Source organism: Vibrio mediterranei (assembly GCF_900088415.1).
Lineage (GTDB): Bacteria > Pseudomonadota > Gammaproteobacteria > Enterobacterales > Vibrionaceae > Vibrio > Vibrio mediterranei.
The window spans coordinates 533,515-558,812 of record NZ_FLLQ01000003.1 but is presented as its reverse complement, the minus strand read 5'-3'; the positions used below and the strand labels follow the sequence as shown (position 1 = coordinate 558,812).

At 43.2% G+C, this 25,298-nt stretch carries 26 protein-coding genes and 2 tRNA genes; 16 read left to right on the top strand and 12 right to left on the bottom strand.

The genetic code is table 11. The annotated features are described in order from the left end of the window. Positions 1-19: 19 nt before the first annotated feature. From lnt to crr, 5 genes are all read left to right on the top strand, one after another. The gene (lnt, locus tag VME0621_RS12440; RefSeq protein WP_062463159.1) at positions 20-1,525 is read left to right on the top strand and encodes an apolipoprotein N-acyltransferase; all 1,506 of its coding nucleotides are present in this window, start codon (positions 20-22) and stop codon (positions 1,523-1,525) included. A 202-nt stretch (positions 1,526-1,727) separates the two neighbouring features. Then, positions 1,728-2,696 carry a cysteine synthase A gene (gene cysK / locus VME0621_RS12435; RefSeq protein WP_038225347.1) on the top strand — a complete coding sequence of 323 codons (969 nt, stop codon included), beginning with the start codon at positions 1,728-1,730 and terminating at the stop codon, positions 2,694-2,696. 298 nt (positions 2,697-2,994) lie between these two features. Then, a complete protein-coding gene (locus tag VME0621_RS12430) occupies positions 2,995-3,252 on the top strand; it encodes an HPr family phosphocarrier protein (protein WP_006075478.1) in 258 nt (85 codons plus the stop codon). A gap of 136 nt (positions 3,253-3,388) precedes the next feature. Beyond that, the gene (gene ptsI / locus VME0621_RS12425; protein WP_038225348.1) at positions 3,389-5,116 is read left to right on the top strand and encodes a phosphoenolpyruvate-protein phosphotransferase PtsI; all 1,728 of its coding nucleotides are present in this window, start codon (positions 3,389-3,391) and stop codon (positions 5,114-5,116) included. A gap of 41 nt (positions 5,117-5,157) precedes the next feature. Next, positions 5,158-5,667 carry a PTS glucose transporter subunit IIA gene (crr, locus tag VME0621_RS12420; RefSeq protein WP_031494205.1) on the top strand — a complete coding sequence of 170 codons (510 nt, stop codon included), beginning with the start codon at positions 5,158-5,160 and terminating at the stop codon, positions 5,665-5,667. 98 nt (positions 5,668-5,765) lie between these two features. Here crr and yfcE read toward each other — a convergent pair whose 3' ends face one another. The 5 genes from yfcE to VME0621_RS12395 form a co-directional block, all read right to left on the bottom strand. Next, a complete protein-coding gene (gene yfcE / locus VME0621_RS12415; protein WP_062463156.1) occupies positions 5,766-6,311 on the bottom strand; it encodes a phosphodiesterase in 546 nt (181 codons plus the stop codon). A 62-nt stretch (positions 6,312-6,373) separates the two neighbouring features. Next, the gene (locus VME0621_RS12410) at positions 6,374-6,778 is read right to left on the bottom strand and encodes a CBS domain-containing protein (RefSeq protein WP_038225351.1); all 405 of its coding nucleotides are present in this window, start codon (positions 6,776-6,778) and stop codon (positions 6,374-6,376) included. Further along, a complete protein-coding gene (locus tag VME0621_RS12405; protein ID WP_038225352.1) occupies positions 6,775-7,125 on the bottom strand; it encodes a P-II family nitrogen regulator in 351 nt (116 codons plus the stop codon). Before VME0621_RS12405 ends, VME0621_RS12410 begins: the two co-directional genes overlap by 4 nt. Further along, positions 7,115-7,924: a DUF1538 domain-containing protein gene (locus tag VME0621_RS12400; RefSeq protein WP_038225353.1), complete on the bottom strand. Its 810-nt coding sequence runs from the start codon at positions 7,922-7,924 to the stop codon at positions 7,115-7,117. Before VME0621_RS12400 ends, VME0621_RS12405 begins: the two co-directional genes overlap by 11 nt. After that, positions 7,921-8,655: a DUF1538 domain-containing protein gene (locus VME0621_RS12395; RefSeq protein ID WP_038225354.1), complete on the bottom strand. Its 735-nt coding sequence runs from the start codon at positions 8,653-8,655 to the stop codon at positions 7,921-7,923. The genes VME0621_RS12400 and VME0621_RS12395 overlap by 4 nt, the downstream gene beginning before the upstream one ends. 234 nt (positions 8,656-8,889) lie before the next feature. Between VME0621_RS12395 and VME0621_RS12390 the strand changes: the two genes are divergently transcribed. Both VME0621_RS12390 and VME0621_RS12385 read left to right on the top strand, forming a co-directional pair. Beyond that, entirely contained in the window at positions 8,890-9,804 is a 915-nt protein-coding gene (locus VME0621_RS12390; protein ID WP_062463153.1) for a TIGR01777 family oxidoreductase, read from the top strand. 63 nt (positions 9,805-9,867) lie between these two features. Further along, a complete protein-coding gene (locus tag VME0621_RS12385; RefSeq protein ID WP_062463150.1) occupies positions 9,868-10,695 on the top strand; it encodes an SDR family oxidoreductase in 828 nt (275 codons plus the stop codon). A 97-nt stretch (positions 10,696-10,792) separates the two neighbouring features. On the opposite strand, the gene VME0621_RS26590 is transcribed toward VME0621_RS12385, so the two are convergent. Beyond that, positions 10,793-10,999 carry a hypothetical protein gene (locus VME0621_RS26590; protein ID WP_124940726.1) on the bottom strand — a complete coding sequence of 69 codons (207 nt, stop codon included), beginning with the start codon at positions 10,997-10,999 and terminating at the stop codon, positions 10,793-10,795. A gap of 72 nt (positions 11,000-11,071) precedes the next feature. On the opposite strand from VME0621_RS26590, the gene VME0621_RS12380 reads away from it, so the two are divergent. From VME0621_RS12380 to VME0621_RS12370, 3 genes are all read left to right on the top strand, one after another. Continuing rightward, positions 11,072-11,926, top strand: a complete 855-nt coding sequence (locus tag VME0621_RS12380) for a co-chaperone YbbN (protein WP_038225357.1) — start codon at positions 11,072-11,074, stop codon at positions 11,924-11,926. 222 nt (positions 11,927-12,148) lie between these two features. Continuing rightward, complete coding sequence (locus tag VME0621_RS12375) at positions 12,149-13,084, top strand: SPFH domain-containing protein (RefSeq protein WP_006075698.1); 936 nt, start codon at positions 12,149-12,151, stop codon at positions 13,082-13,084. Next, entirely contained in the window at positions 13,081-13,533 is a 453-nt protein-coding gene (locus tag VME0621_RS12370) for an NfeD family protein (protein ID WP_171391198.1), read from the top strand. Before VME0621_RS12375 ends, VME0621_RS12370 begins: the two co-directional genes overlap by 4 nt. A 60-nt stretch (positions 13,534-13,593) precedes the next feature. Here the strand turns inward: VME0621_RS12370 and VME0621_RS12365 are convergent, their stop codons facing one another. Together VME0621_RS12365 and VME0621_RS12360 are read right to left on the bottom strand one after the other, a co-directional pair. Beyond that, positions 13,594-14,787, bottom strand: a complete 1,194-nt coding sequence (locus VME0621_RS12365) for a DEAD/DEAH box helicase (RefSeq protein ID WP_062463147.1) — start codon at positions 14,785-14,787, stop codon at positions 13,594-13,596. 103 nt (positions 14,788-14,890) lie between these two features. Continuing rightward, a tRNA-Arg gene (locus VME0621_RS12360) sits at positions 14,891-14,967 on the bottom strand. 823 nt (positions 14,968-15,790) lie between these two features. Between VME0621_RS12360 and VME0621_RS12350 the strand changes: the two genes are divergently transcribed. Next, positions 15,791-17,002, top strand: a complete 1,212-nt coding sequence (locus VME0621_RS12350; RefSeq protein ID WP_156750268.1) for a helix-turn-helix transcriptional regulator — start codon at positions 15,791-15,793, stop codon at positions 17,000-17,002. A 91-nt stretch (positions 17,003-17,093) separates the two neighbouring features. Here the strand turns inward: VME0621_RS12350 and VME0621_RS12345 are convergent, their stop codons facing one another. Continuing rightward, on the bottom strand, positions 17,094-19,334 hold the full coding sequence (locus VME0621_RS12345; protein ID WP_062463138.1) for a hypothetical protein: 2,241 nt from the start codon (positions 19,332-19,334) through the stop codon (positions 17,094-17,096). A gap of 318 nt (positions 19,335-19,652) precedes the next feature. Here VME0621_RS12345 and VME0621_RS12340 point away from each other — a divergent pair, with 318 nt between their 5' ends. Beyond that, entirely contained in the window at positions 19,653-20,822 is a 1,170-nt protein-coding gene (locus tag VME0621_RS12340) for a helix-turn-helix transcriptional regulator (RefSeq protein WP_062463135.1), read from the top strand. Between the two features lie 45 nt (positions 20,823-20,867). On the opposite strand, the gene VME0621_RS12335 is transcribed toward VME0621_RS12340, so the two are convergent. Beyond that, a tRNA-Arg gene (locus VME0621_RS12335) sits at positions 20,868-20,944 on the bottom strand. Between the two features lie 205 nt (positions 20,945-21,149). Here VME0621_RS12335 and folD point away from each other — a divergent pair. Beyond that, complete coding sequence (gene folD / locus VME0621_RS12330; RefSeq protein ID WP_038225364.1) at positions 21,150-22,013, top strand: bifunctional methylenetetrahydrofolate dehydrogenase/methenyltetrahydrofolate cyclohydrolase FolD; 864 nt, start codon at positions 21,150-21,152, stop codon at positions 22,011-22,013. Between the two features lie 55 nt (positions 22,014-22,068). On the opposite strand, the gene VME0621_RS12325 is transcribed toward folD, so the two are convergent. Then, positions 22,069-23,046, bottom strand: a complete 978-nt coding sequence (locus VME0621_RS12325; protein ID WP_031494242.1) for a lytic murein transglycosylase — start codon at positions 23,044-23,046, stop codon at positions 22,069-22,071. Between the two features lie 24 nt (positions 23,047-23,070). Continuing rightward, positions 23,071-23,346: a YcgL domain-containing protein gene (locus VME0621_RS12320; RefSeq protein WP_006075752.1), complete on the bottom strand. Its 276-nt coding sequence runs from the start codon at positions 23,344-23,346 to the stop codon at positions 23,071-23,073. Positions 23,347-23,526: 180 nt separating this feature from the next. On the opposite strand from VME0621_RS12320, the gene minC reads away from it, so the two are divergent. The 3 genes from minC to minE are packed head-to-tail and all read left to right on the top strand — an operon-like array spanning position 23,527 to position 25,290. Beyond that, entirely contained in the window at positions 23,527-24,189 is a 663-nt protein-coding gene (gene minC, locus VME0621_RS12315; protein ID WP_031494241.1) for a septum site-determining protein MinC, read from the top strand. Positions 24,190-24,210: 21 nt separating this feature from the next. Beyond that, positions 24,211-25,023 (top strand): septum site-determining protein MinD, encoded by an 813-nt coding sequence (minD, locus tag VME0621_RS12310; protein WP_062463132.1) that lies wholly within the window; start codon positions 24,211-24,213, stop codon positions 25,021-25,023. A 3-nt stretch (positions 25,024-25,026) separates the two neighbouring features. After that, on the top strand, positions 25,027-25,290 hold the full coding sequence (gene minE / locus VME0621_RS12305; protein ID WP_031494240.1) for a cell division topological specificity factor MinE: 264 nt from the start codon (positions 25,027-25,029) through the stop codon (positions 25,288-25,290). Positions 25,291-25,298 lie beyond the last annotated feature (8 nt).

The window sequence follows — 25,298 nt, the reverse complement described above, 5'->3', positions numbered from 1 at the left end:
AAAGTGAGATGATATTTAAATGAAGAAAAATCTTCGCATATTGCGGCCCATCGGGGCCGCTTTTGTTGGTGCTAGCACCACTCTCGCATTTGCTCCCTATCAGCTATGGCCCTTGGCTATTCTGAGCCCATTTCTCCTTCTCCTCCTCATCAAAGGTCGCAGCACAAAAAGTGCGCTTTGGACAGGTTATGCATGGGGAATAGGTCAATTTGCCACTGGCATCAGTTGGGTTCACGTCAGTATCGATACCTTTGGTGGTATGCCGAAGATTGCCAGCGTGTTCTTAATGGCACTCTTAGTCGGCTACCTATCCATTTACTCAGCTCTGTTTGCTTGGTCTCTAAATCGATTCTTCCCGTCAGACAATAAAACCCGTTATTTTGTCGCAGCGCCAGCACTCTGGTTAATCTTTGATTGGGCTCGCGGTTGGGTGATGACGGGTTTCCCTTGGCTGTGGTTAGGGTACAGTCAAATTGATTCACCGTTAGCGAGCTTTGCACCTATTGGTGGCGTTGAACTCATTACCTTGCTACTGATCGTAATGGCTGCCAGCCTAACTTACTTAACCGTAACTAAACAGTGGCAACTCGCTATCATCCCTCTAGTCATATTCGCCACTGGATTCGGCCTACGTAACTACGACTGGGTCACGCCCGCTCCAAGTCGCACCAAATCGGTCGCATTGATTCAAGGTAATATCGATCAAGCCATGAAGTGGATGCCCAATCACCGATGGCCAACAATAATGAAATATACCGATCTAAGTCGTGAAAACTGGGATGCGGACATTATCATTTGGCCAGAAGCTGCAATTCCCGCAATGGAATTCGAATTACCTTCATTTCTACGTAACTTGGACTCTGCGGCTAAAATGAATGATTCTGCGATCATCACTGGGGTCATCAACAAAACGGAGTCCGGTGAGTATTACAACAGCATATTGGTTGTAGGACAGACACCTTACGGTGATTACGAAATGGATCTCGATGAACGTTATCACAAGCACCATTTGCTTCCATTCGGTGAATTCGTGCCATTTGGAGATCTATTAAGACCTATCGCCCCGTTTTTTAACTTGCCTATGTCTTCATTCAGCCGTGGTGCTTACGTACAGCCTAATATTGTGGCTAACGGTATGCATCTAGCGCCAGCATTATGTTATGAGATTATTTTTGGGGAACAAGTTAGGCAGAACGTTACTGATGACACCGATTACCTGTTAACGCTGTCCAATGATGCTTGGTTTGGGCGCTCTATTGGCCCGTTGCAGCATATGGAAATTGCACGAATGCGCGCATTAGAGCTTGGCTTACCACTTATTCGTTCGACCAATAATGGTGTGACTGCCGTTACCGATCACAAAGGCAAGATTACTGCTCAAATCCCTCAGTTTGAAACCGCTGTGCTTAGAACTGACGTCACTCCAACAGACGGGACAACTTGGTATCGTGAAGTAGGAACTTGGCCTTTATATGCGTGGGTAGTACTTTGCCTAGGCTTTGGCATCATTAGACGCAACAAGTAATCACCTCTTATACACCGGCCATTGAACTCCCTTAGTATCAATGGCCGAGCTGGTCTTCTTACCAAGAAAATCCCATCGAAAAGCGCGCTTCATAAACTTTCTTCCATAATATATAACTATTTGGTTCTTTTCCCTTGCCAAACAAAATCATATTCTTATCTGGTAATCAATAACCACCACGGTTGAATGAAGGAACATTATAATGAGCAAGATTTACGAAGATAATTCACTGACAATTGGTAACACCCCTCTAGTTCGCCTAAACAAAGTAAGTAATGGTAACGTGCTCGCTAAAGTAGAAGCACGCAACCCAAGCTTCAGCGTTAAGTGCCGTATCGGTGCAAACATGATATGGGAAGCGGAAAAAGATGGTCGTCTAAAAGCAGGCGTAGAGCTAGTTGAGCCAACCAGTGGTAACACAGGTATTGCTCTTGCTTTCGTTGCAGCTGCACGTGGCTACAAACTCACACTTACTATGCCTGAATCTATGAGTCTCGAGCGTCGTAAGCTTCTCAAGGCACTAGGTGCTAACCTTGAACTCACAGAAGCAGCGAAAGGCATGAAAGGGGCTATCGCTAAAGCAGAAGAGATTGTCGCTTCAAATCCAGAAAAGTATCTGCTACTTCAACAGTTCAACAACCCAGCAAACCCAGCCATTCATGAAAAGACAACGGGTCCAGAGATCTGGGAAGCAACGGATGGTGAGATCGATGTATTTGTCGCTGGTGTAGGTACAGGTGGTACTATCACAGGTACTAGCCGCTATATTAAGGGCGAAAAAGGTAAAGCAATTGTTTCAGTTGCCGTTGAGCCAGCAGAATCACCAGTCATTTCTCAAGTGCTAGCAGGTCAAGAGATCCAACCAGCTCCTCACAAAATCCAAGGCATCGGTGCAGGATTTATCCCAGAGAACTTGGATCTTGAGCTTGTTGACCGTGTCGAACTGGTTACTTCTGAAGAAGCCATCGAAATGGCGCGTCGCCTAATGGAAGAAGAAGGTATCCTAGCTGGTATCTCATCAGGTGCAGCTGTTGTAGCGGCTAACAAGCTTGCTGAACTCCCTGAATTCAAAGGAAAAACCATTGTCACCATACTCCCAAGTTCAGGTGAACGCTACCTAAGCTCTGCATTGTTTGCCGGTATATTTACTGACAAAGAGATTCAGCAGTAATATGTTGCCAAATCAATTTTTGCACGAAAAAAGCCCCTTTAAGGGGCTTTTTTGTTGAAACTCTGTCAGCCTTTGGTAATATCAGGTCAGTTTTATTTTAAGCCAAAAAATAAATAGGCTAATTACAGAATTTCGTAAGACAGGTATACAGCGAAGACTGCAATCATGTCCTACAATTCTAGACCGACACAATTCTTAACAGTTATGACTTTCGTACTATAGCGAGGCGTAACATTTAACGATAAGCTTTGTTTGGTTTAGAAACTAAACATAAAATAAATCAATTGGGGTATAAAAAATGTACGAGAAGCAAGTAGAAATCACAGCAGAAAACGGCCTTCACACTCGTCCGGCTGCTCAGTTCGTTAAAGAAGCAAAAGCATTTGACGCTGACATCACTGTGGCTACTAACGGCAAAAGCGCTAGCGCAAAAAGCCTATTCAAACTACAAACTCTAGGTCTAGTTAAAGGCACTACTATCACAATCTCTGCTGAAGGCCCACAAGCTCAACAAGCAGTTGACCACCTAGTAGCTCTAATCCCTGAGCTTCACTAAGAACCCAGTTCTCCTTAAAGCCATTTTGTGAAAACAGAATGGCTTTATTGGAAATAGCTCTAGCTATCAGCTACACATAATAAGTAGCTAATAACTATCCAATCTTTAATACATTAGACCAAATAAAGGTAAAGCTATGATTTCAGGCATCCTAGCATCTCCTGGTATTGCTATTGGTAAAGCACTACTACTTCAAGAAGACGAGATTGTTCTAAACACGTCGACTATTTCAGATGACCAAGTTGAAGCAGAAGTTGCGCGTTTCTTTGACGCTCGCAACAAGTCAGCTCAACAACTAGAAGTCGTTAAGCAAAAAGCGCTTGAGACTTTTGGTGAAGAGAAAGAGGCTATCTTCGAAGGCCATATCATGCTTCTTGAAGATGAAGAGCTAGAAGAGGAAATCCTAGCACTCATCAAGAAAGACAAACTATCTGCAGACAACGCGATTCACACAGTAATCGAAGAGCAAGCGACTGCACTAGAATCTCTAGATGACGAATACCTTAAAGAGCGTGCAACTGATATCCGTGATATCGGTACTCGTTTCGTTAAGAACGCACTAGGCATCAACATCGTTTCACTAGGTGATATCGATGAAGAAGTTATCCTAGTAGCTTACGACCTAACTCCATCTGAAACTGCGCAAATCAACCTTGATTACGTACTAGGTTTCGCATGTGACATCGGCGGTCGTACTTCGCACACTTCTATCATGGCCCGTTCACTAGAACTTCCTGCGATTGTTGGTACTAACGACATCACTAAGAAAGTGAACAACGGCGACATGTTGGTTCTTGACGCGATGAACAACAAGATCATCGTAAACCCAACTCAAGCTGAGATTGACGAAGCTAAAGCGGTACGTGAAGCGTTCCTTGCAGAAAAAGAGGAACTAGCAAAACTTAAAGACCTACCAGCAGAAACTCTAGACGGCCACCGTGTAGAAGTTTGCGGTAACATCGGTACAGTGAAAGACTGCGATGGCATCAACCGTAACGGCGGTGAAGGTGTTGGTCTGTATCGTACAGAATTCCTATTCATGGACCGTACTGCTCTTCCTACTGAAGAAGAACAGTATCAAGCTTATAAAGAAGTTGCGGAAGCAATGCACGGTCACGCGGTAATTATCCGTACTATGGATATCGGTGGTGATAAAGACCTACCTTACCTAGACCTTCCAGAAGAAATGAACCCATTCCTTGGTTGGCGTGCAGTTCGTATCAGCTTGGATCGTCGTGAAATCCTTCGTGACCAGCTACGTGGTATCCTACGTGCATCAGCACACGGTAAGCTGCGCATCATGTTCCCAATGATCATCTCTGTAGAAGAGATTCGTGAACTGAAAGCTGCTATCGAAGAGTACAAAGCAGAACTTCGTGCTGAAGGTCTAGCATTTGACGAAAACATCGAAATCGGTGTAATGGTTGAAACTCCTGCTGCGGCAGCGATTGCTCACCACCTAGCGAAAGAAGTTTCGTTCTTTAGTATTGGTACTAACGACTTAACTCAGTATACTCTAGCAGTAGACCGTGGTAATGAGCTTATTTCTCACCTATACAACCCACTTTCACCTGCTGTACTTACAGTAATTAAGCAAGTGATCGACGCTTCGCATAAAGAAGGTAAGTGGACTGGTATGTGTGGTGAGCTTGCTGGCGACGAGCGTGCGACTCTACTTCTACTGGGCATGGGCCTAGATGAGTTTAGTATGAGCGGTATTTCAATTCCTAAGGTTAAGAAAGTAATCCGCAACGCTAACTTCGCAGAAGTAAAAGCAATGGCTGATGAAGCGCTAGAAATGGCGACTGCTGCAGAAATTGAGGCACACGTCGAAAAATTTATCGCAGAAAAGACAAACTGCTAATATAATTGAGCAGAACAAAATCAAACCTTTAGGAGCACAACATGGGTCTGTTTGACAAACTGAAGAAGCTAGTATCTGACGACAGCGCTGACACTGGTGCAATCGAAATTATCGCACCTCTTTCTGGTGAAATTGTAAACATCGAAGATGTGCCAGATGTCGTATTTGCTGAGAAAATCGTTGGTGACGGTATTGCAATCAAGCCAGCTGGTGACAAGATGGTAGCTCCTGTTAACGGTACTATCGGTAAGATCTTTGAGACGAACCACGCGTTCTCTATCGAATCTGACGACGGCATCGAGCTATTTGTTCACTTCGGTATCGACACTGTTGAACTGAAAGGTGAAGGCTTCAAGCGTATCGCTGAAGAAGGCCAATCAGTAAAAGCAGGTGACACTATCATCGAATTCGACCTAGCACTTCTAGAAGAGAAAGCTAAGTCAACGCTAACTCCTGTTGTTATCTCTAACATGGACGAAATCAAAGAGCTGAACAAGCTTGCTGGTTCTGTAACTGTTGGTGAAACGCCAGTACTACGCGTAACTAAGTAATTAGTTAATCTCGACGTAGAAAAAACGCAGCCTTGGCTGCGTTTTTTTATGTCTGCGACTTATCTGAACAATTTAATTGCCTTGTTATCTACTCACCTTTATAGCGAGATTGATGCAAGAACATCTCCAGCAAATGTTTTAACGCTGAGAGTATTGTCTTCAAGCAATCCATAACTCGCAGCATAACCATCTCGTGGGAATGTGATAGAGCCTGGATTGAAGATAATTTGCTCTCCTTGCCATTCGGCTACTGGTATATGTGTATGTCCATGAGCAATCACGTCTCCTTGCTTTAACGCAGGTCGTTTATCTGTGTTATAAAGATGCCCATGAGTTAAGAATAATCGCTGTCCATTTGCCAACATTACCCATGCGTAGTCACTCATCATAGGAAAGTCTAATAGCATCTGGTCGACTTCACTATCGCAATTGCCTCGTACCGCAATAATACTGGTGCTGAGCTCATTAAGCCGTTCTGCTACTTTAGGTGGGTTATAGCTCTCTGGTACTGGATTTCTCGGCCCGTGGTTAAGCACATCACCTAAAATTACTAAATGCTCCGCGCCTGAGCGATGATATTCTGCTAGAACCTGTTCAGTGGCATCAAGACTGCCATGCAAATCAGAAGCAAAAAATAGTTTCACTGGTTTATCTCCACCATTACTAATGGAGGTATTGTAACTCAGCTAAACCTAGTTCGCCCGTTTCATTCCTCTTTAGCCATACCATTCACAACAATGTTATTGTAACTAACCATACCAATCACCTTACCGTGTTCAATGACAGGTGCACGACTAATCCCAAACCGCTCGAATAAACGAGCGCAGTATTTCACATTCATATTAGGATCAACAGACAATGCGGGCTTAGTCATAATCTCATAGATGTTTGTTCGCTCGGCTGAGCGGTTTTTCGCCAACACCTTTTTGGCAATATCATTCATCAATACGATACCGTATTCATCATCATCATGACGCTTTTCGACAACCAGTGCTTTTACCTGATGCTCACGAGCCAAAACGATGCCCTCATGCACTGTCTTTAATCCATCCACCATCACATAACTGTTTGCCATGACATCACGTACACAGACTTTTTCATGTCGGCTCATAGCTCATCCTCTACCACTTTGGTTAATGTCTCGACTTGGTGAGCGACACCTACCGCATCTTCTATATCGATCTGCACCGCAATCCCCTGTCCCGAAGTTTGGTCAAACTCTCCGACCTGATTAATGGTCTCTAATATCTGCCGCGATAAGTGCTCTTCTACGACAAACAGCAGCACATCTTTTTGAACCTCTAAGGTAAGTCCAAAGAAGGTTCGCTTTTTATTAAGCCCTTCCCCTCTCGCGTTATTAATTACCGTTGCTCCTGTGGCTCCCGCTGTACGAGCCGCATCAAGAACGGAGTCTGTTTTACTGTCTTCAACAAATGCCAGAATGAGCTTAAAGCGCATTGTTCTTCTCCTTTGAAGCTAGATCGCGATGCTTTGAACGTTGACTCAAAAATTGAATCAACTGTGCATACGCCATCACGGAAATAATAGGAAATAAGCTAGCAAATGCGATCAAACCAAACCCATCAATCATAGGGTTTCGTCCTGGTACGGTGGAAGCTAGCCCTAACCCCAACGCCGTCACCAAAGGGACCGTGACCGTTGAGGTAGTCACCCCGCCAGAATCATAAGCTAACGGAATAATAAATTTGGGAGCAAAATAGGTTTGAATCACCACCAAGATGTAGCCTGCGATGATGTAATAGTGAATGGGGTCTCCGACAACAATACGATAGCTGCCAAGGGAGATACCAACAGCCACCCCCAGCGCCACTGCGATTCTTAACCCATTTACTGAAATCGAACCAGCAGAAACTTGATTCGCTTTGATAGCAACCGCCAATAACGATGGTTCAGCAATCGTGGTACTAAACCCTATACAGAAAGCAAACAGGTAAACCCAATAATAGTCGATCCACTCCAATGACTGGCCTACCGTCACTTTAAATTCTTGCAAGAATTCAGGTGCCGTTAACTGCATCGCCATGGTTTCACCTAACGGGAACAGAGCAAGTTCTAATCCCACTAAAAACAAACTAAGCCCGAGAATCACATAGCCAAAGCCAAGTAGAACTTTTAACGGGTTAGTAATTGGCTTCTTCAAGATGGCAAACTGAAATCCGAAAATGATCACCATGATCGGTGTAACGTCACGAATCGTGAGCAACAGTGTGGTGAGAAAATCCAAGATGATAGTCATACTGCAATCATCCCGTAAACCATAACGAACATCATTGGTAACAGCGACGCAAAGGCAATGAGACCAAAACCATCCAGCATCGGGTTACGCCCCTTAATGGTGCTGGCTAACCCTACACCCAACGCGGTGACTAATGGTACTGTTATTGTTGATGTCGTTACGCCACCTGAGTCGTAAGCCACACCGATAATGTACTCCGGTGCGAACCCTGTCAGTATCACGACACCGACATAACCGCCAATAATCATCCACTGGATAGGCCAACCTTTAAGTATGCGCAGCACACCCAATACAATGGCAAGCCCAACTGAAATGGCAACGGCCAAGCGCAAGCCATCCGCATAGTCTTGCATGGCCTCTTCCGTCATCGGAATTTTCCCCCCTTCCGCCGCCACTTCAGCTGCTTCAGCAGATACCGCTGTTAGCGCAGGCTCGGCAATGGTAGTCCCAAAGCCTAGACAGAACGAAAACACCATCAACCAGAAGACGCTGCCCTTTCGTGCAAACGACTGAGCCATGGACTCACCGATGGGAAATAACCCCATTTCTAACCCAAATACAAAAAAGGTCAGCCCTAGGACCACAAGCAATAGGCCAAATAAGATAGAGAGAACATTAGGAAGCGGCTCTTGCAGTACGACCAATTGGAAAAACAGCACGACCAAAACGATGGGCAGTAGATCTTTGAAACTACTGGCCATTGAATGAAGAAGCGCTTTCAATCCCTGCATCACTTTCCTCCGCTTCCATACGATAGTTTTATGATGGCACACATTAAATGTAAGAAGATGTGACAATAATGGCAATATTGCGCAATGCTCACGTCAATCCACAAGACTGTGACTAGTACAACATGTGCTACACCCACAACAACGTTAGTTAATCCTCTGATTCATTGCTATATTTACTTATTCAGCAACTGAGTCATATCGGTAAGTTGTCAATTACTGAGGAGAAGGACAGAGATGAATTTGCTTGTAACAGGTGGCACAGGGTTTATTGGGCGAGAGTTACTGAAACACCTAACCACCTACTCCATCACTCTGCTGACCCGTGATGAACAGACAGCAAGAAAAACGCTACATCACACTGACTGTGGCAATATTCACTATGTCGATTCATTAGATAGCTTTAACGACCTCAATGCGTTTGATGCCGTCATAAATCTCGCTGGAGAGCCGATTGCAGATAAACGTTGGAGCGAAGCTCAAAAAAAACGTATTTGTGACAGCCGCTGGAAGATCACCGAAACCCTTGTGGAGCTGATTCACGCCAGCACTGAACCTCCTGCAATTTTTATTAGTGGCTCAGCCGTTGGTTATTACGGAGATCAACAAGATCACCCTTTCGACGAAAGTCTGCATGTCAATCAGGATACCTTTGCTCACAACGTCTGTGAACGTTGGGAACACATCGCCTTGCGAGCACAGTCCGACCAAACAAGAGTGTGTCTATTACGTACTGGTGTTGTGCTTGGCGAAGGTGGCGGAGCATTAGCTAAGATGCTGCTGCCCTATAAGTTGGGGCTCGGTGGACCGATTGGTAACGGAAAACAATATATTCCTTGGATACATATACTAGATATGGTGCGCGCGATTGTTTGTTTGCTGGAAACTGAACACGCTAGCGGGCCATATAATTTCTGTGCACCTCATGCCGTCACCAACGCAGTTTTCAGTAAAACACTGGCAAGTTCGTTGGGCCGCCCTCATTTTTTATTTACTCCTAAATGGGCGATTAAACTCGCTATGGGAGAGTCTTCATGCTTACTGCTTGACAGCACGAGAGCAAAACCTAAAAAGCTCACAGAGATCGGCTTTAACTTCTCCTTCCCTCACATCGACTCAGCGCTGAAAAACATCGTCGCAAACTCGCGCTAGACCTCGTCTACCATTAGCGTTAACCTTAACTGAAAGGAAATAAATCATAGGGTTAGCGCAAACATGGGAAAGGCCATTCTTATCACAGGGTGTTCAACAGGTATCGGTTACGTCGCAGCACATGAGTTGCAAAATAAAGGCTACAAGGTCATTGCGTCGTGCCGCGATCCAAAAGATGTGGATAGGCTCAACCAAGAAGGGCTGACTTGTATTCAACTCGATCTGACCGATAGCAAGAGCATTAAGTTGGGAGTTCAAAAAGCACTCGCTTTGTGTGAGGGGAACCTTTATGCCTTGTTTAACAATGGTGCCTACGGCCAACCCGGAGCCCTAGAAGACCTGCCAACCGATGCACTAAGAGAACAATTTGAGGCAAACTTCTTTGGTTGGCATGAGCTGACGAAACAAGTACTACCGGTAATGCGAAAACAAGGCGACGGTCGTATTATTCAAAACAGCTCTGTCCTCGGGTTTGCTGCTATGAAATACCGTGGAGCATATAATGCTTCTAAGTTTGCCCTCGAGGGATGGACCGACACTCTCAGACTTGAGTTATACCAAACGAACATTAAAGTATCACTCATAGAACCAGGGCCTATTGAGACACAATTTAGAGCCAATGCCAAGGCCGCATTTTTAAAATGGATTAATATTGATGCCAGCGTACATAAAACGCATTACCAGCAACAGCTAAGCCGATTATCAGCGGAAGGCTCCAATAATCAATTCGTACTGCCGCCGGAATCTTGCGTTGTGCCGCTGTTACATGCCCTCGAGTCAGACAACCCTAAGTTACGCTATCGAGTCACCACACCAACGAAGGTATTTGCCGTACTAAAACGTCTGCTTCCAAGCAAATGGTTAGATCCTATTTTGCGAAAAGCCGCATAAAAAATGATCATTTGTAATTTTAGTGTCACATATGAAGGATATATTGCTCAACGTAGTTAAATATAAGAGACGAAACCATACCCTACACAAGTTGGAATCATCTCTCTAACACCTTGCTCACAGCGATATCAATTTGGAATTCTAAAAATGACGCTAAATCAGCTAAACTGGCTGGCTGTGGGTGTAACACTTGCATACTTTGTAATGTTTTAAACACCTTCGCTTGCTGCATTTCTGAAATCCATAAACGCCGCGCTTCATAGTGCGGCGTTTTGGCATCTAAATTCTGTAATCTCTTCGACAAACCTTGATTTTTGGTTCACCAATACCAATCTTGAAAAGAGAACAATGCGAATCACTTAATAAGGATAATTCAATGCAACCAGCGTACATTGTTGATTTAAATGAGCAAAATTTCCGCGAAGTCCTCGAAGGCTCAATGACAGCTCCTGTGCTGATCCACTTTTGGGCACCTATGAGTGAAGAAAGCGCTCAGTTAATTCCTGCTTTAAAGGCATTAACAGAACAATACGCCGGCGCCTATACACTGGCATTGCTGAACTGTGAAGAGCAACAAGCGATTGCTGGACAATTCGGTGTTCAAGCACTTCCTACGATTGCGTTATTCGTGAATGGCCAACCTGTAGACGGACTAGGTGGTCCACAACCAATTGAAGCGGTCAAAGCTATGCTGACCAAACATCTTCCAAGTGAAGATGAACTTAACGCTCGCAAAGCGCTAGAGTTATCACAACAAGGTGAGTTTGAAGCTGCTATTTCTGCATTTGGGACTCTTTCCGAAGAGTATCAAAATAAAGGTGAAATCAAATTGGCAGTTGCCAATTGCTTGCTTGAAACCAATCAATTTGAACGTGCAGAACAAGTACTCAACACTATTCCAATGGAATACAAAGACAACCACTATAAGAGCTTAGTGGCGAAATTAGAACTGCACAAACAGGCAGCTGATAGCCCTGAGATTCAATCTTTAGAAGCGGCATTACAAGCAAACCCTGAGGATCTTAAACTGGTCGCAGAACTTGGTCTTCAATACCACCAAGTGAATCGTGATGAAGAAGCACTTGCTCTGATATGGACGCCTCTGAGCCGTAATTTGAATGCGCTTGATGGAGACCTGAAAAAAGCCTTTATGGATATCTTGTCTGCGCTAGGTCAAGGTAACCCTATCGCCGCGAAGTATCGCCGTCAGTTGTATTCTCTGCTCTACTAATAACTTAGTCACACTCTATTCTAAGGGAAGCATAGGCTTCCCTTTTTTCATATTAGGTTAATCTATTTCATTGAACCGCCTTTCCTAGCTATCGGTAATCAATTTAACTCCATGATAAATTTAATGATTACTCGTCGAAAAAATACATACCTTTACACAGTATTGTCTTAACAACGCTGTATACTGTTTAGGATTGTACATTTTTAATACAAGGATAGACTCATGGATATTGATGCAATGGTCACCATAGGTGGTTTCATTCTGGTCGCAATTGTTTTTATTGTGGCCGGGGTCAAAACGGTACCACAAGCCAACAACTGGACCGTAGAAAGATTTGGTCGCTATACCCATACGCTTAGACCTGGGCTGAACTTGATTATCCCTTTCATTGATTCTATTGGCAGTAAAATCAATATGATGGAAAGAGTTCTTGATATTCCGCCACAAGAAGTCATTTCCAAAGATAATGCCAACGTAGTCATTGATGCAGTCTGTTTTGTCCAAGTTATCGACGCGGCAAAAGCTGCGTATGAAGTGAACGATCTTGAGCATGCTATTCGCAACCTGACATTGACCAATATGCGTACCGTGCTTGGCTCGATGGAGTTGGATGAAATGTTGAGCCAACGTGACTCTATCAATACCAAACTGCTTGCGATTGTCGATGAAGCAACTAATGCGTGGGGCGTTAAAGTGACTCGTATTGAGATCCGCGACGTACAGCCACCAGCAGACCTAACTGCAGCGATGAATGCTCAGATGAAAGCAGAACGTAACAAACGTGCTGACATCTTAGAAGCCGAAGGTGTGCGACAAGCAGAGATCCTTAAGGCCGAGGGTCATAAGCAATCTGAAATCCTCAAAGCCGAAGGTGAGAAACAGGCTGCTATACTTCAAGCAGAAGCACGTGAGCGTGCCGCAGAAGCAGAAGCTAAAGCAACTGAGATGGTTTCAACCGCCATTGCTCAGGGCGACATGCAAGCTGTGAATTACTTTATTGCTCAAGGCTATACCGAGGCTTTGAAATCAATTGGTCAGGCGGAGAATGGTAAAATTATCATGTTGCCGATAGAAGCAACTGGACTCATGGGTTCTGTAGCTGGTATTGCAGAGATGTTTAATCAGTCAAAGCCTCAACAAAAAAAGGATAACGCGTGATAGAACTGCTTAGCCAAGTCAATTACTGGCACTGGTTGGCTCTAGGATTATTACTGCTGTGTGGCGAGTTACTCGGTACCGCTGGCTACATGTTGTGGATTGGCATCGCAGCCATGTTGGTGGGTATTGTGCTCGCCTTCATTCCTATCAGTTGGCAACTGCAATGGATAAGCTTTGGGGTGTTTGCGTTGGCATTGACCTGGCTATGGTGGCGTAAACAACACCGAGTTGATAAGCAATCAGATAAGCAGCGAAGCCTAAATCAGAAAGACAAACAGCTCATAGGTCAAACTTCAGTACTGGAACAAGACATCACCAGAGGTAAATGTCGAATCAAACTGGGCGATACTTCTTGGTCCGCATACTCTGACTCCGACTTACCTAGTGGTACCTTGGTCAAAGTGATAGATGTCGATGGGATAACCTTACTGATTGAGAAAGCAGAATAAAACAAAAATAGACACCTCAAGTAGGTGTCTATTTTATTTCATTGGTATGTCTATGCAGAATTAGCGTTCTTCTCCACGCTTATGCTTAGGTACATAATTGAGGATAGAAATCGGCACCGGTTTTCTCGGTACAAAGCCTTCAATTTCAACTCGCTCAAGCAAATGGCCTAATCGGCTTTCTATCATACACAGGTTTTTGAAGTTATCTTTTGATACTAACGATACCGCCTCGCCCGCAGCATCAGCACGACCCGTACGCCCTATTCGGTGAACATACTCATCCGCTGGATAAGGTAAGTCGTAGTTAATCACCACTGGCAGGTTTTCAATATCAATACCACGCGCAGCAACACCAGTTGCCACCATATATTGAATTTCACCGGCTTTGAATGACTCAATAAGTTGCTGACGAACTTTTTGGTTACGACCACTATGGAACGCCTCAGCAGCAATGCCACGCTTTTCTAATTGGCTGACAAGCTTAGCTGCACCATGCTTGGTTTCAATAAAAATAAGCGCTTGTTTCCATTGACTCTGTTGCAATAGATGACTTAAAAGCGAGGATTTCATGTCCTTATCGACAGTGACGATCCACTGCTTAATATTGCTCTTAGAAGCACTGTGCTTGGTGATAGCAATTTCTTCTGGGTTGTCTATCGCAGACTTAGCAAGATCGCGGACAGGGTTAGACAATGTCGCTGAAAATAACAAACTTTGAGCGTCTTCTGGTACACGAGCAATAATCTTGTTGATCGCTTCGATAAAGCCCATATCCAGCATTTTGTCAGCTTCATCCAACACCAAAGTCTCAACTTCATCAAAGTGAATCGCACGCTGACCGTATAGGTCTATCAAACGACCTGGAGTTGCTACAACAATATCCACACCATCAATTAAAGCTTGCTTCTGTGGTGCGTAATCAACGCCACCAAACATTGCCATAGATTTTATTGACGTAAACTGTGCATAAGCTTCAATGCTCTGGTTCACCTGCAGAGCCAGCTCACGAGTTGGCGTTAAGATGATCGCACGTGCACGCTTTTTACGTTCAGTTTGACCTGTACTAAGTCTCTCTAAAATAGGCAAAACAAAACTGGCTGTTTTACCCGTTCCGGTCTGCGCCGCAGCGATAAGATTACTGCCTTTCAAAACAATAGGAATCGCCTTAGTCTGAATCGTTGTTGGTTTTTGATAACCAACCTCGTTAATAGCATCAAGTAATGGTTGGCTTAACCCTAGTTTAGAAAAGGACATGGTGAACTCTCTTGAAGGTGAAATTGCAGATAGTGTAGCAGACATACGTCCATAAAACGCAAAACCCCTGACAACTCAAAGAGCTATCAGGGGTCTTAAATAATGGCACGCCCTGTAGGATTCGAACCTACGACCACATCCTTAGAAGGGACGTGCTCTATCCAGCTGAGCTAAGGGCGCTTCCTGACCTGACCGTAGTCCAGGGCCGTGAATTGTAAAGGACTACGCCTGATAACTCAACCAGTCACTCTGTATATATTTACTAAAGCAATTTCTTGGTTGTTCCTATAATGCAGAGTTTCAAGTTATTCTAATTGATTAGCTTGGTCTTGAAATAACACAACCGAATACCATTTTCGAATAAAGGCTCAAGCAACATTTTTGAGATGACACAACGGTCATCAGATGTAATCAAACCCAGAGCAACCTCCGAGTGAGGATAGCAATTTCTTAGTTCAACGATTCTTTGGGAAAGTGTCTCATAGTCATCCGTTTGTTTTGCATGAAACATTTCTAGAAAGAATAAGCGTCCAAAAGGTGTTAACCCAATTAATGAAGAGGGTAACCCCTTGCGATTCCGCTGTTCAAGTAATGTGTACTCTAAAGATTGCAATTCGTTTATGATCAAAACTGCAAAACGAAAATGATGTGTCAAACCCATCCATTAACCCTCCCTGCATCAGCTTTAGAAAGGTTACCAAAAATACTAACTTCGATTGACTCCCCTTGTTGGGGGGGGGGAGGAAACTCATTAACGTTAGCATGTTCAAGTTACACTATTGCATCAATCTTCGAATCATACGATAGCTCTATCTGGCTCGTTACAGTTCACAACTTCTCGATTTATGAAATAGATATCACATTTATAAATATAAATCTGATCAATAAGTCAGCAATTACCATTAATTCATATTAAACATATCTATAGTCACATTTATCAATTATTTAAATCAAATAGCGCTATGCACCTCTCAACACCAAGTTAGAGAAGCATGAAGATCCATTGGCTAGAATTAGAAACGGTAACACTATGACAAGGAAGATAGCAAAGGATTCCCTTTTTCGTTTCAGCGATTTAATCGATTTGCTTTACCAAGCACCGACTCACAAACAGGGTTTCCAACCTTTTTTAGATCAACTAGTCATCGAGTTCAATCTAGCGGATGCCGTATTCCATATACAAAACACGAGTAATCAAGCTATAGACAGTGCTTGGATTGCGGGACCAAAAACAGATGTTATCATCGAGTATATTGAGAACAATCTGGAAGAAGGGAACTATATTCATGACTATATTGACGTTGCACCTCCTAGCCGCTTCTATACCTTACTAAACGATATTGGCAGGCCAACGACAAATGCTCTTTCACCGAGCCAGAAGCTTGTGGAGCAATGGTTTGATGGCAATGATTTACTCGATGTTTCTTCAGCAAGAATAGGGAAAACTGAGAACAAAGAGGCTATGATCAGTATTCATCGAGATAATACTAGCCTAGCTTTCACTCCTGATGACATTCTCATCTTGAATGAGTTAATTCCCCATATACAGCGTGCATTTACGCTTTACCAACAATTCAAAGAAATTCGCAATGAGACGTCTAACCTTAGCAATCTCATTGCACAACTTCCTCATGGGGCTCTACTATATGACAGCAAGGGTGGGCTTATTTGTGTCAATCAAAAAGCAATCCAGTTAGGAGAGTTACATGATTGCTTAGCAGTAACTGATAACAGTTTCTCAATCACTACCCCTATAGCTAAAGGCAACTATATTTCTAATCTATATCAGGTACTTAAAAGGAATGATGCAAAAAGCAAAGCATGCCGAGTCACTCATATCAACGATTCCCAATCTCCGCTGACAATTCTTCTTGTTCCAATTGGGATCGAAAATCCAGTTTCGACTCAAAGTTATGAATATCAAACCTTTAGCAATTACGAAATCGGTGCGATTGTTTACATTTACGACCGACAACACCCTATCCATGTCAACTCCGATTTTCTGAAAGCTATTTTTGATCTTACAGAAACAGAGACCTCTATTTGTGAACTAATAGCGCGAGGTTATAACCGCAACGAGATTGCGGAAATGTTGCAACGCTCTACTCATACAATTAAAGACCACATAAAATCTGTATTCGTCAAAACCGGAAGCCACTCCCAATCTGATTTAGTAGCAACCATACTTACCAGTCCAGTTTATCCCTCTATGTGATAGCGCAGGATTAAAGTAGAAACAACAAAGACAGGCGCTTGGCCTGTCTTTGTCTCGCATTGAATAGTATAAGAATGGCTATATTGAGCCACTAGTTAGTATTAGCTTCTATCGCTTTATCAAAGTCAATGTTAGTGATCTCGAATCGATTATCTGTTTTATAAGTTTTTGCGCTATCAAAAATTGAGACATCAACCGAATAACCTGTGACTTCAACTCCACGGTCTGCTTCAAACTTGCTGACTGCCTCTGTCAGTCTTTGCTTTCTGATTAGCGCTGTTGCTTCGCGCTGCTTTCCAAGACTTAGCAGGTAATTGCTTTGTTCTTCTCCATATTTAGCGTAATCTACATTGAACTGGAATTCATAAATAAGAGAGCTATTGTCACCATCTGCTGTGTCGATCGATAGTTGATACCAATCCGCATTCAATTCCTTCGCCGTGAAACTATCAGCCGATAACTCTGGGAAACCTTTTGATTCGCCACCATAATAGTCGTAGCTATGAAAGGTATTGCCATTAACATCGGTAATTGAATAACGGTATGTCCCCTTAGCTAAAACTGCGCTAGACGTGTCTCCTTGAAAGAAAGCATCGAGAAAAATTACCGACTCATCTTTATCCAACTGATGCCATAGGTTATATCCATTTTGTTCAGCGTCTTCCTCGCTAGTTCCCAATTCTTCAAACACAGTATCAGAAATATTTGCACTTATTGTCTCTACATACGTTGACGAATTGCTATCAAAATGTTCAATCTTGAAGGAACTCACTTTCTTAGTTAACTGTGTCCCCTCCTCTTCTGCCGCTGGTTCTGCGTTAAACTGGTATATGTAACGCTGCTTAGCGCTATCACTAGGGACATTATAGGAGTTTCTGAAATAGGTACGAACAAAGCCTATATAAGAGGCGTCTGTTGACTCCGTTACCCCGGTCTTAAATAACTCTCTAGTAAAGTTGCTATCACGGTGATTCGAACCATCTGATGCTTTAACTAGTAACGAGGTCGCTGCCCTCATATCATCCAAATCGTCATATAAGATAATATTTCGGCCTTGTTCATTTCGACCTGTATAGACAATATTATCCTCTGTACCTAACAAAATCGCCTGATAGTAGAGCTCATCATCAGTAACTGGGAATGAGAGGAATGCATTATCGAAAGGCGTTTCTACCCAAGACATACCCGAGGCCAATAGTGCACTACTGTAATTCGTCAATACAGGCTGTATATAGTTGTCTTTAAACAACATCACACTGTTGCCTTCTCCGTCTGACAAAGTATACGTATATGTACCACTAACCAGACTATCTCCCGGTAATCGTTTTACAAATGCCACTTGTTGAGGGAAATCCAAGTCATCAGGGTGACTATCCACAGCTTCAAAAGAGTAGCTGTCACCACTATCATTTGTAACAACAATTGAGATGTTCTCGCTATAGCTAGCTGTTGTCGTATTTAGTTTGACCGTCAAATAGTCTGTCTTATTTCCTTCGATATCAATGTATTGATATACTCCGCCACTTAATGCTGCAGGAAGTCCTTGTTCTGCTTCTATCTGCTCAACCTTTTCCGATGGAATGATGTCTTTAACCTCATTATTCCATTCTTGTGATTTTGATATAGCTACAGCATCGGCATCAAAGTCATTGCTATCAGCAAGCTCTGCTAAATCCGCGACAACGCTATGAACAGAGTCGACAGCAACTACTAGTTTAGTCCTATCAATTACGCCTGAGCTATCACCAGAATTGAATGTTGTTAAATGCTGACCCAGTTTACGAGCTACAAGTTGAGCCGTGTTATGAACCTTTTTATAACTACTACTGTCATTACCAGTTTGCGCAGCAATAAAGTCACTATATAAGTCCACATCATCTGATACTCCTAACTGCATTCGTAGCACTGATGCACTCGTTGCTAACGAGTCATCCGAGTAGTCCTTAGCAGACAGTGCTAACAAGGTAGTGATAGGACTAATAAACGCCTGCTTCCCTGGAGGGGAAACGAGTGTATAAGCATTTGGGACATAGTCGTTCGTATCTTGATCTGTAACATCAGGCGTAACGATCGCTATAATCGGATATTGACTCGCTTCATCCTCTGTGATGTTTAAAGAATACTGACCTTCACTATTTGACGTAGTTGTTGGTTCGTTATCATCACAAACCATGTTTGTGTTCTCATCAAGACAGATCGTAGCCCCCGAAAGGTATCCGTCAGCAACCCTCCCACTAACGCTGCTGGGTGTTATGTCACCTTCGCTGCTGTTATTGCACCCGATAAGCAGAGTCGTACTCATGGACAGTGTGGCGATTATCGTTTTATTCATCTTGCCTTCCTTGACGTTGTTAGCCTTATGCAACCAACCTTTTATTATTTGCGGCAAAAGGGAGATACACATCCTTTCACAGAAATACATCATTTATTTAACATAGATTATCGCGTGAGACAGATTTTTCACCCCCCCCGAATAGGGGGGGGTGAAATATCACTTATGAATAACTCACTTAGTAAGGTGACATATACAGTGGTAATTTCTATTTTATTAAACTCTATAATGTGAGTAAGTTCTATTTTTACCAACTAGAGCTATGGTTTATTTAACATTAACCTTTGAATATATAAATTAGCTTACGTGGTTTAATATATGATGCAAAATGAAACAGCGAGACAATTTAAGAAATTGGTTAAGGCCCTATATTTGTCACCTACAAGTCCTGATGGATTTCAATGTTTTGTTGACTTTTTAAACTATGAGTTTAGAACCATAAGTTTTGTTTTAAGTACCATACATAAACAGGAAAGTACCATTATTAGTAGTTGGAAAAGCGGGTCTAGAGCAGAGAACTTGCTCTCAGTTATCCAACATATTGTCAAGGACAAGGCTTGTGTGCGAGATAAGTTCTCCCAACTACCAAGCAATCGATTTTTTAGCTTAGTCGACAAGTATCAAGCTTTTTCAACCCAAAAAAAGAGTCTTTATCTGAATCCAATTACTGACTGGTATGACAAAACAGTAACCAATAATATTGCCACTATCATTTTCGGGTACGTCGGAGACCTGGCTATAACTTTAAGTTTCTACGCAGAGAACGAAGAAGGTATTAATAATTCTACAAGTAGAATTTTATTAGCCGAATTAGTCCCTCATATTCAACAATCATTTAAGATATATATAAGAATAAGCGAAAGATACAATTACACCAATATATATAAGAGCATTATTGATAAATCCTCACATGCTATCATTCTTTGCGATAAAGTTGGAAATACGATATGTTCAAACTCCAAAGCTATCCAGCTAAGTCAGTGGCATGATTTAGTTACTATTAAAGACTACCATTTCCAAATCAACGACAATCAATTTTATAAAGAGTATTGTGCTCTCTATAAACGTATTGCTAGATTGGATAACGAAACAGACTTAAATTGCCATGCATTTGAGATAAATGATAGAAGTTCTACGGTTACGCTTATTTTAGTTCCAATAAATCGAGGAAAAGCAGATAAAGATCTGAATCACGAAGAAAAAAGCACTACGGCCAGCCTTGTTCCAAAAACCATCGTTTATATCTATGATCGAAGGCATCCTGTTACAATCAACACTAATTGTTTGAAGTCTATCTTTGACTTAACCGAGATGGAACGTAACATCTGCTGTTTGATACTTCGCGGATTATCTCGTAAAGAGATTGCATCTGTTTTGGAACGCTCAGAATACACTATCAAGGATCATATTAAGTCTATTTTCGTGAAAACCGATTCAAACACACAGTCAGAATTGCTATTGACGCTGCTAAATTGTCCGATACATTAAATCGTGTCGAGGAATGCTGGGAGTATAGGAAGAAAGAGAAAGAAATGGCACGCCCTGTAGGATTCGAACCTACGACCACATCCTTAGAAGGGACGTGCTCTATCCAGCTGAGCTAAGGGCGCGCTACAGGGAAAGGATTATACGAGATGAGAGAGGTAAATCAATGGCTTTCTTAGCGTTACTGGTTTAAATGCCCAAAAAAAAGTCAACATACCAATAAAAGCTGAAAAACAGACCAATGCAAACGTTTGCGTTGTAGCTTTTGAAATAATTTTCTGGGACAATGCACACAAAAATAACAGCCAGTTAACTTTCTCAAGGAAAATTATGTCTGCTCAAAACATTGACGGGAAACTTATTTCTCAAACCGTACGCTCTGAAGTAGCCGCTCGTGTTAAGGCTAGAACAGATGCAGGGCTAAGGGCACCGGGACTCGCGGTCGTCTTAGTAGGTGAAGATCCAGCGTCACAAGTTTATGTGGGTAGTAAGCGCCGTGCTTGTGAAGAAGTTGGTTTTGTTTCCAAGTCCTTCGACCTACCTGCAAATGCCAGTGAAGCGCAATTGCTAGCTCTGGTGGATGAATTAAACGAAGACCCAGAAGTCGATGGCATTTTGGTTCAGTTGCCTCTACCGGCTGGAATCGATACTACACACGTTTTGGAGCGTATTACTCCAGAAAAAGATGTTGATGGATTCCATCCATATAATGTCGGCCGTCTAGCGCAACGTATCCCCAAGCTACGCTCATGTACGCCTAAAGGCATTATTACGCTTCTAGACCGTTACAATATACCAACGAGAGGCAAGCACGCCGTTATCGTTGGTGCGTCTAACATTGTTGGTCGTCCAATGACATTAGAATTGCTACTTGCCGGGTGCACCACCACCACGTGTCATCGTTTCACCAAAGATCTTGAAAGCCATGTGCGTCAAGCTGATATCGTTGTCGTAGCCGTCGGTAAACCAAACTTTGTCCCAGGTAATTGGATCAAGAAAGGAGCTGTTGTTGTCGATGTAGGTATCAACCGCTTAGAGAACGGTACCTTGGTGGGTGACGTAGAATACGATGTGGCAAGAGAAAACGCTAGCTTCATTACCCCTGTCCCAGGTGGTGTCGGCCCTATGACGGTTGCCAGCTTGATTGAAAATACGATGATTGCCTGCGAACAGTTCCACACCGCAAAAAAATAATCGGTTGTTCGATTTCTAAAAAAGGACTGACGTCAGAGACGCCAGTCCTTTTTATTTAATCCATAGCAATACGATCTGCAAGATGACTCACAGCGAGGGCGAAGTAATATGAGCGATTCCACTTCATCAGGACATTGTAGTTGTTATATACCAAGTACACACGGCCATTTTCGTCATCGGGCATAATAAGCCATGCTTTAATATCTTCGTCCAACTGAGGCAGTGGTCGACCATCGTAACGAGTGACACCGAGCTTACTCCACTCCTTAAGATACTTACCTTTTTCAGCTTCACGCCCTTGTAAATCGGGTGAAATACCATGTGGTACTTTGACCTGACGACCCCAAGTATATTTATCGTCCCAACCAGATTTCGCTAGGTAATTCGCTGTCGAGGCAAACACATCGGCTTCACTATCCCAAATGTCTTTTTTCCCGTCGCCATTACCGTCAGCGGCAAAGTTCAAAAACGAACTCGGCATGAACTGGCTTTGACCCATTGCACCCGCCCATGAACCTTTCATATCATCGGGAGCAATATGCCCTTGTTGAAGAATCGTTAATGCCGCTAGTGCTTCTTTACGGAAGAAGGCTTCACGGCGTCCTTCATAAGCTAACGTCGATAAGGCATCGATTACACGATAATTACCAGTAAAGCGTCCGAAATTACTTTCTACGCCCCAAAGCGCGACAATAAACCTTGGTTGAACACCGTATTCATCACCGATACGTTTTAGCTCAGCATAATACTTGTTGTGCAATTCTTTGGCCTGCTTCACTTTCCAATCAGGCACCGCTCTTGGAATATATTCGTCCAGCGTTAGCTTCTTTTCAGGTTGGTTACGGTCAGCAGTGACAGCTCTCGGCTTATACTCGACACCTTTAAATGCCTCTGTCAGAATTTGTTCAGAGATACCTTGTTGGCGAGCTTCTTCTTTAAGCCCAGCAACGTACTCTTCAAACGTTCCTTTCTCTTGCGCAAATGCGCTCGTGGCTAGGCTTGCTCCTAGCATAACTGACAATAATCTCTTCACCGTGCCCTCCCCTGAGCATCTAGGCTATTTTTGCTGAGCTTTCTGCTCTTTATATTTCTCTAATAGATTTTCTGGTGGTGGAGGTAGCTGTAAGAAAAAGCCCTCATTCTCAATAGAAGCTTTTACTTTCTCTACATCCACTTGAGCCAGTGTACGTTTTGCAAGGTTGACCACCATGACCATAGTTGGTTTTCCAAACATCTGCATCAGCGCATCTGGAACTGGTGAAAAGTCATCCTTCTTGGCGATGTATAGGTACGCCCCTTCCTTTTTCGTGCTTTTATAGATAGAACAAAGCATTGATATATCTCTTTTTGTCGCCAATCTTCTCATCCGGAAGAAAGTATTTGGTTAGTTTATGGAAAATTGAGAGTTAATTATCCATTTGAGCGCAAGATAGCTTGCTGTATGTAGTGTTGAAATATAACATGATTATCCTATTTAAAAAGCAATGTCATTGGCACAAGGATTTGATCAGCAATGTCTCAATCCCCAGATCTGAAAGGCAGTAGCTTCACCTTATCGGTGTTGCATCTTTCTGACAACGATGTTTCTAAAGCAGTTCATTTTTTGCAAGAAAAAGTCTCACAAGCACCGACATTTTTTGCATCGGCTCCTGTGGTTCTAAACATCAGTAAAGTTGACGGCGATATCAACTTCCTAGACCTAAAACTTGGCGTAGAAGAACTTGGTATGATCCCAGTAGGTATCACCGGTTGCCAAGATAAACGCACTCAAAATCTCGCTATTGAAGCTGGCTTTGCTGTGATGACCGCAAGTAAAGCCCCTTCTCAAGCACCCGCGAAGATGGAACCGACTATGATAGTCCGAACCCCAGTGCGTTCCGGTCAACAAATCTATGCAAAAAACAGAGACCTTGTGGTGTTAAATCATGTGAGTGCAGGTGCTGAAGTAATAGCTGACGGTACCATCCATATCCATGGCACGCTTAGAGGACGCGCGATTGCCGGAGCTAGTGGCTCCAGTGAAGCTAAGATCCTATGTAACGACTTACAAGCTGAGCTGGTTTCTATCGCAGGAAATTACTGGCTCAGTGATCAAATTGAACGTGAATATTGGGGCAAAAAGGTAATGTTTGGTATGACCAACGACCAACTCGATTTCGAAATCCTCACGATATAATAATTTTAAGGAAAACAGATAATGGCACGCATTATTGTTGTAACGTCAGGTAAAGGCGGCGTTGGCAAAACCACTTCCAGTGCAGCAATCGCTTCTGGCCTTGCCCTTAAAGGCAAGAAAACCGCAGTCATCGACTTTGATATCGGTTTGCGTAACCTAGACTTGATCATGGGCTGTGAACGTCGCGTCGTTTACGACTTTGTTAACGTGATCAACGGTGAAGCGACACTAAACCAAGCACTCATCAAAGATAAGCGTTCTGACAACCTGTTCATCCTGCCTGCATCACAAACTCGCGATAAAGACGCACTGACTAAAGAAGGCGTTCGTCGAGTGTTAGATGACCTCGATGAAATGGGCTTTGACTTTGTTATCTGTGACTCACCGGCAGGTATCGAGCAAGGCGCATTAATGGCGCTGTATTTTGCGGATGAAGCCATTGTTACCACAAACCCAGAAGTTTCTTCAGTACGTGACTCTGACCGTATCCTTGGTATCTTGGACTCTAAATCACGTCGAGCAGAAGAGAGCTTGGAGCCAGTTAAGCAACATCTACTGCTGACACGCTATAACCCAGCTCGTGTGACACAAGGTGAAATGCTGTCTGTCGAAGATGTGGAGGAGATTCTGCACATCTCTCTACTTGGAGTGATTCCAGAAAGCCAAGCGGTTCTTAATGCTTCGAACAAAGGCGTCCCTGTCATTTTTGACGATGAATCAGATGCAGGTCTTGCTTACGCAGATACAGTAAATCGCCTACTTGGTGAACAAGTTGATTTCCGCTTCTTAACGGAGCAGAAGAAAGGCATCTTCAAACGTCTATTCGGGGGTTAATTCATGTCATTACTAGAGTTTTTCCGCCCGCAAAAAAAGAGCTCAGCGAACTTAGCGAAGGAGCGCCTGCAAATTATCGTCGCAGAGCGTCGCAGTGAAGGTTCACCTTCGCCATCGTATCTGCCGCAATTGAAAGAAGACATTCTTAAAGTTATCGCCAAATACGTTGAAGTTGATCCATCCATGGTGGACTTGTCGTTTGAGCACAAAGACGATGACATCTCGGTGCTAGAACTAAACGTTCAGCTACCAGAAGATGAAAAGTAAGTGAATAA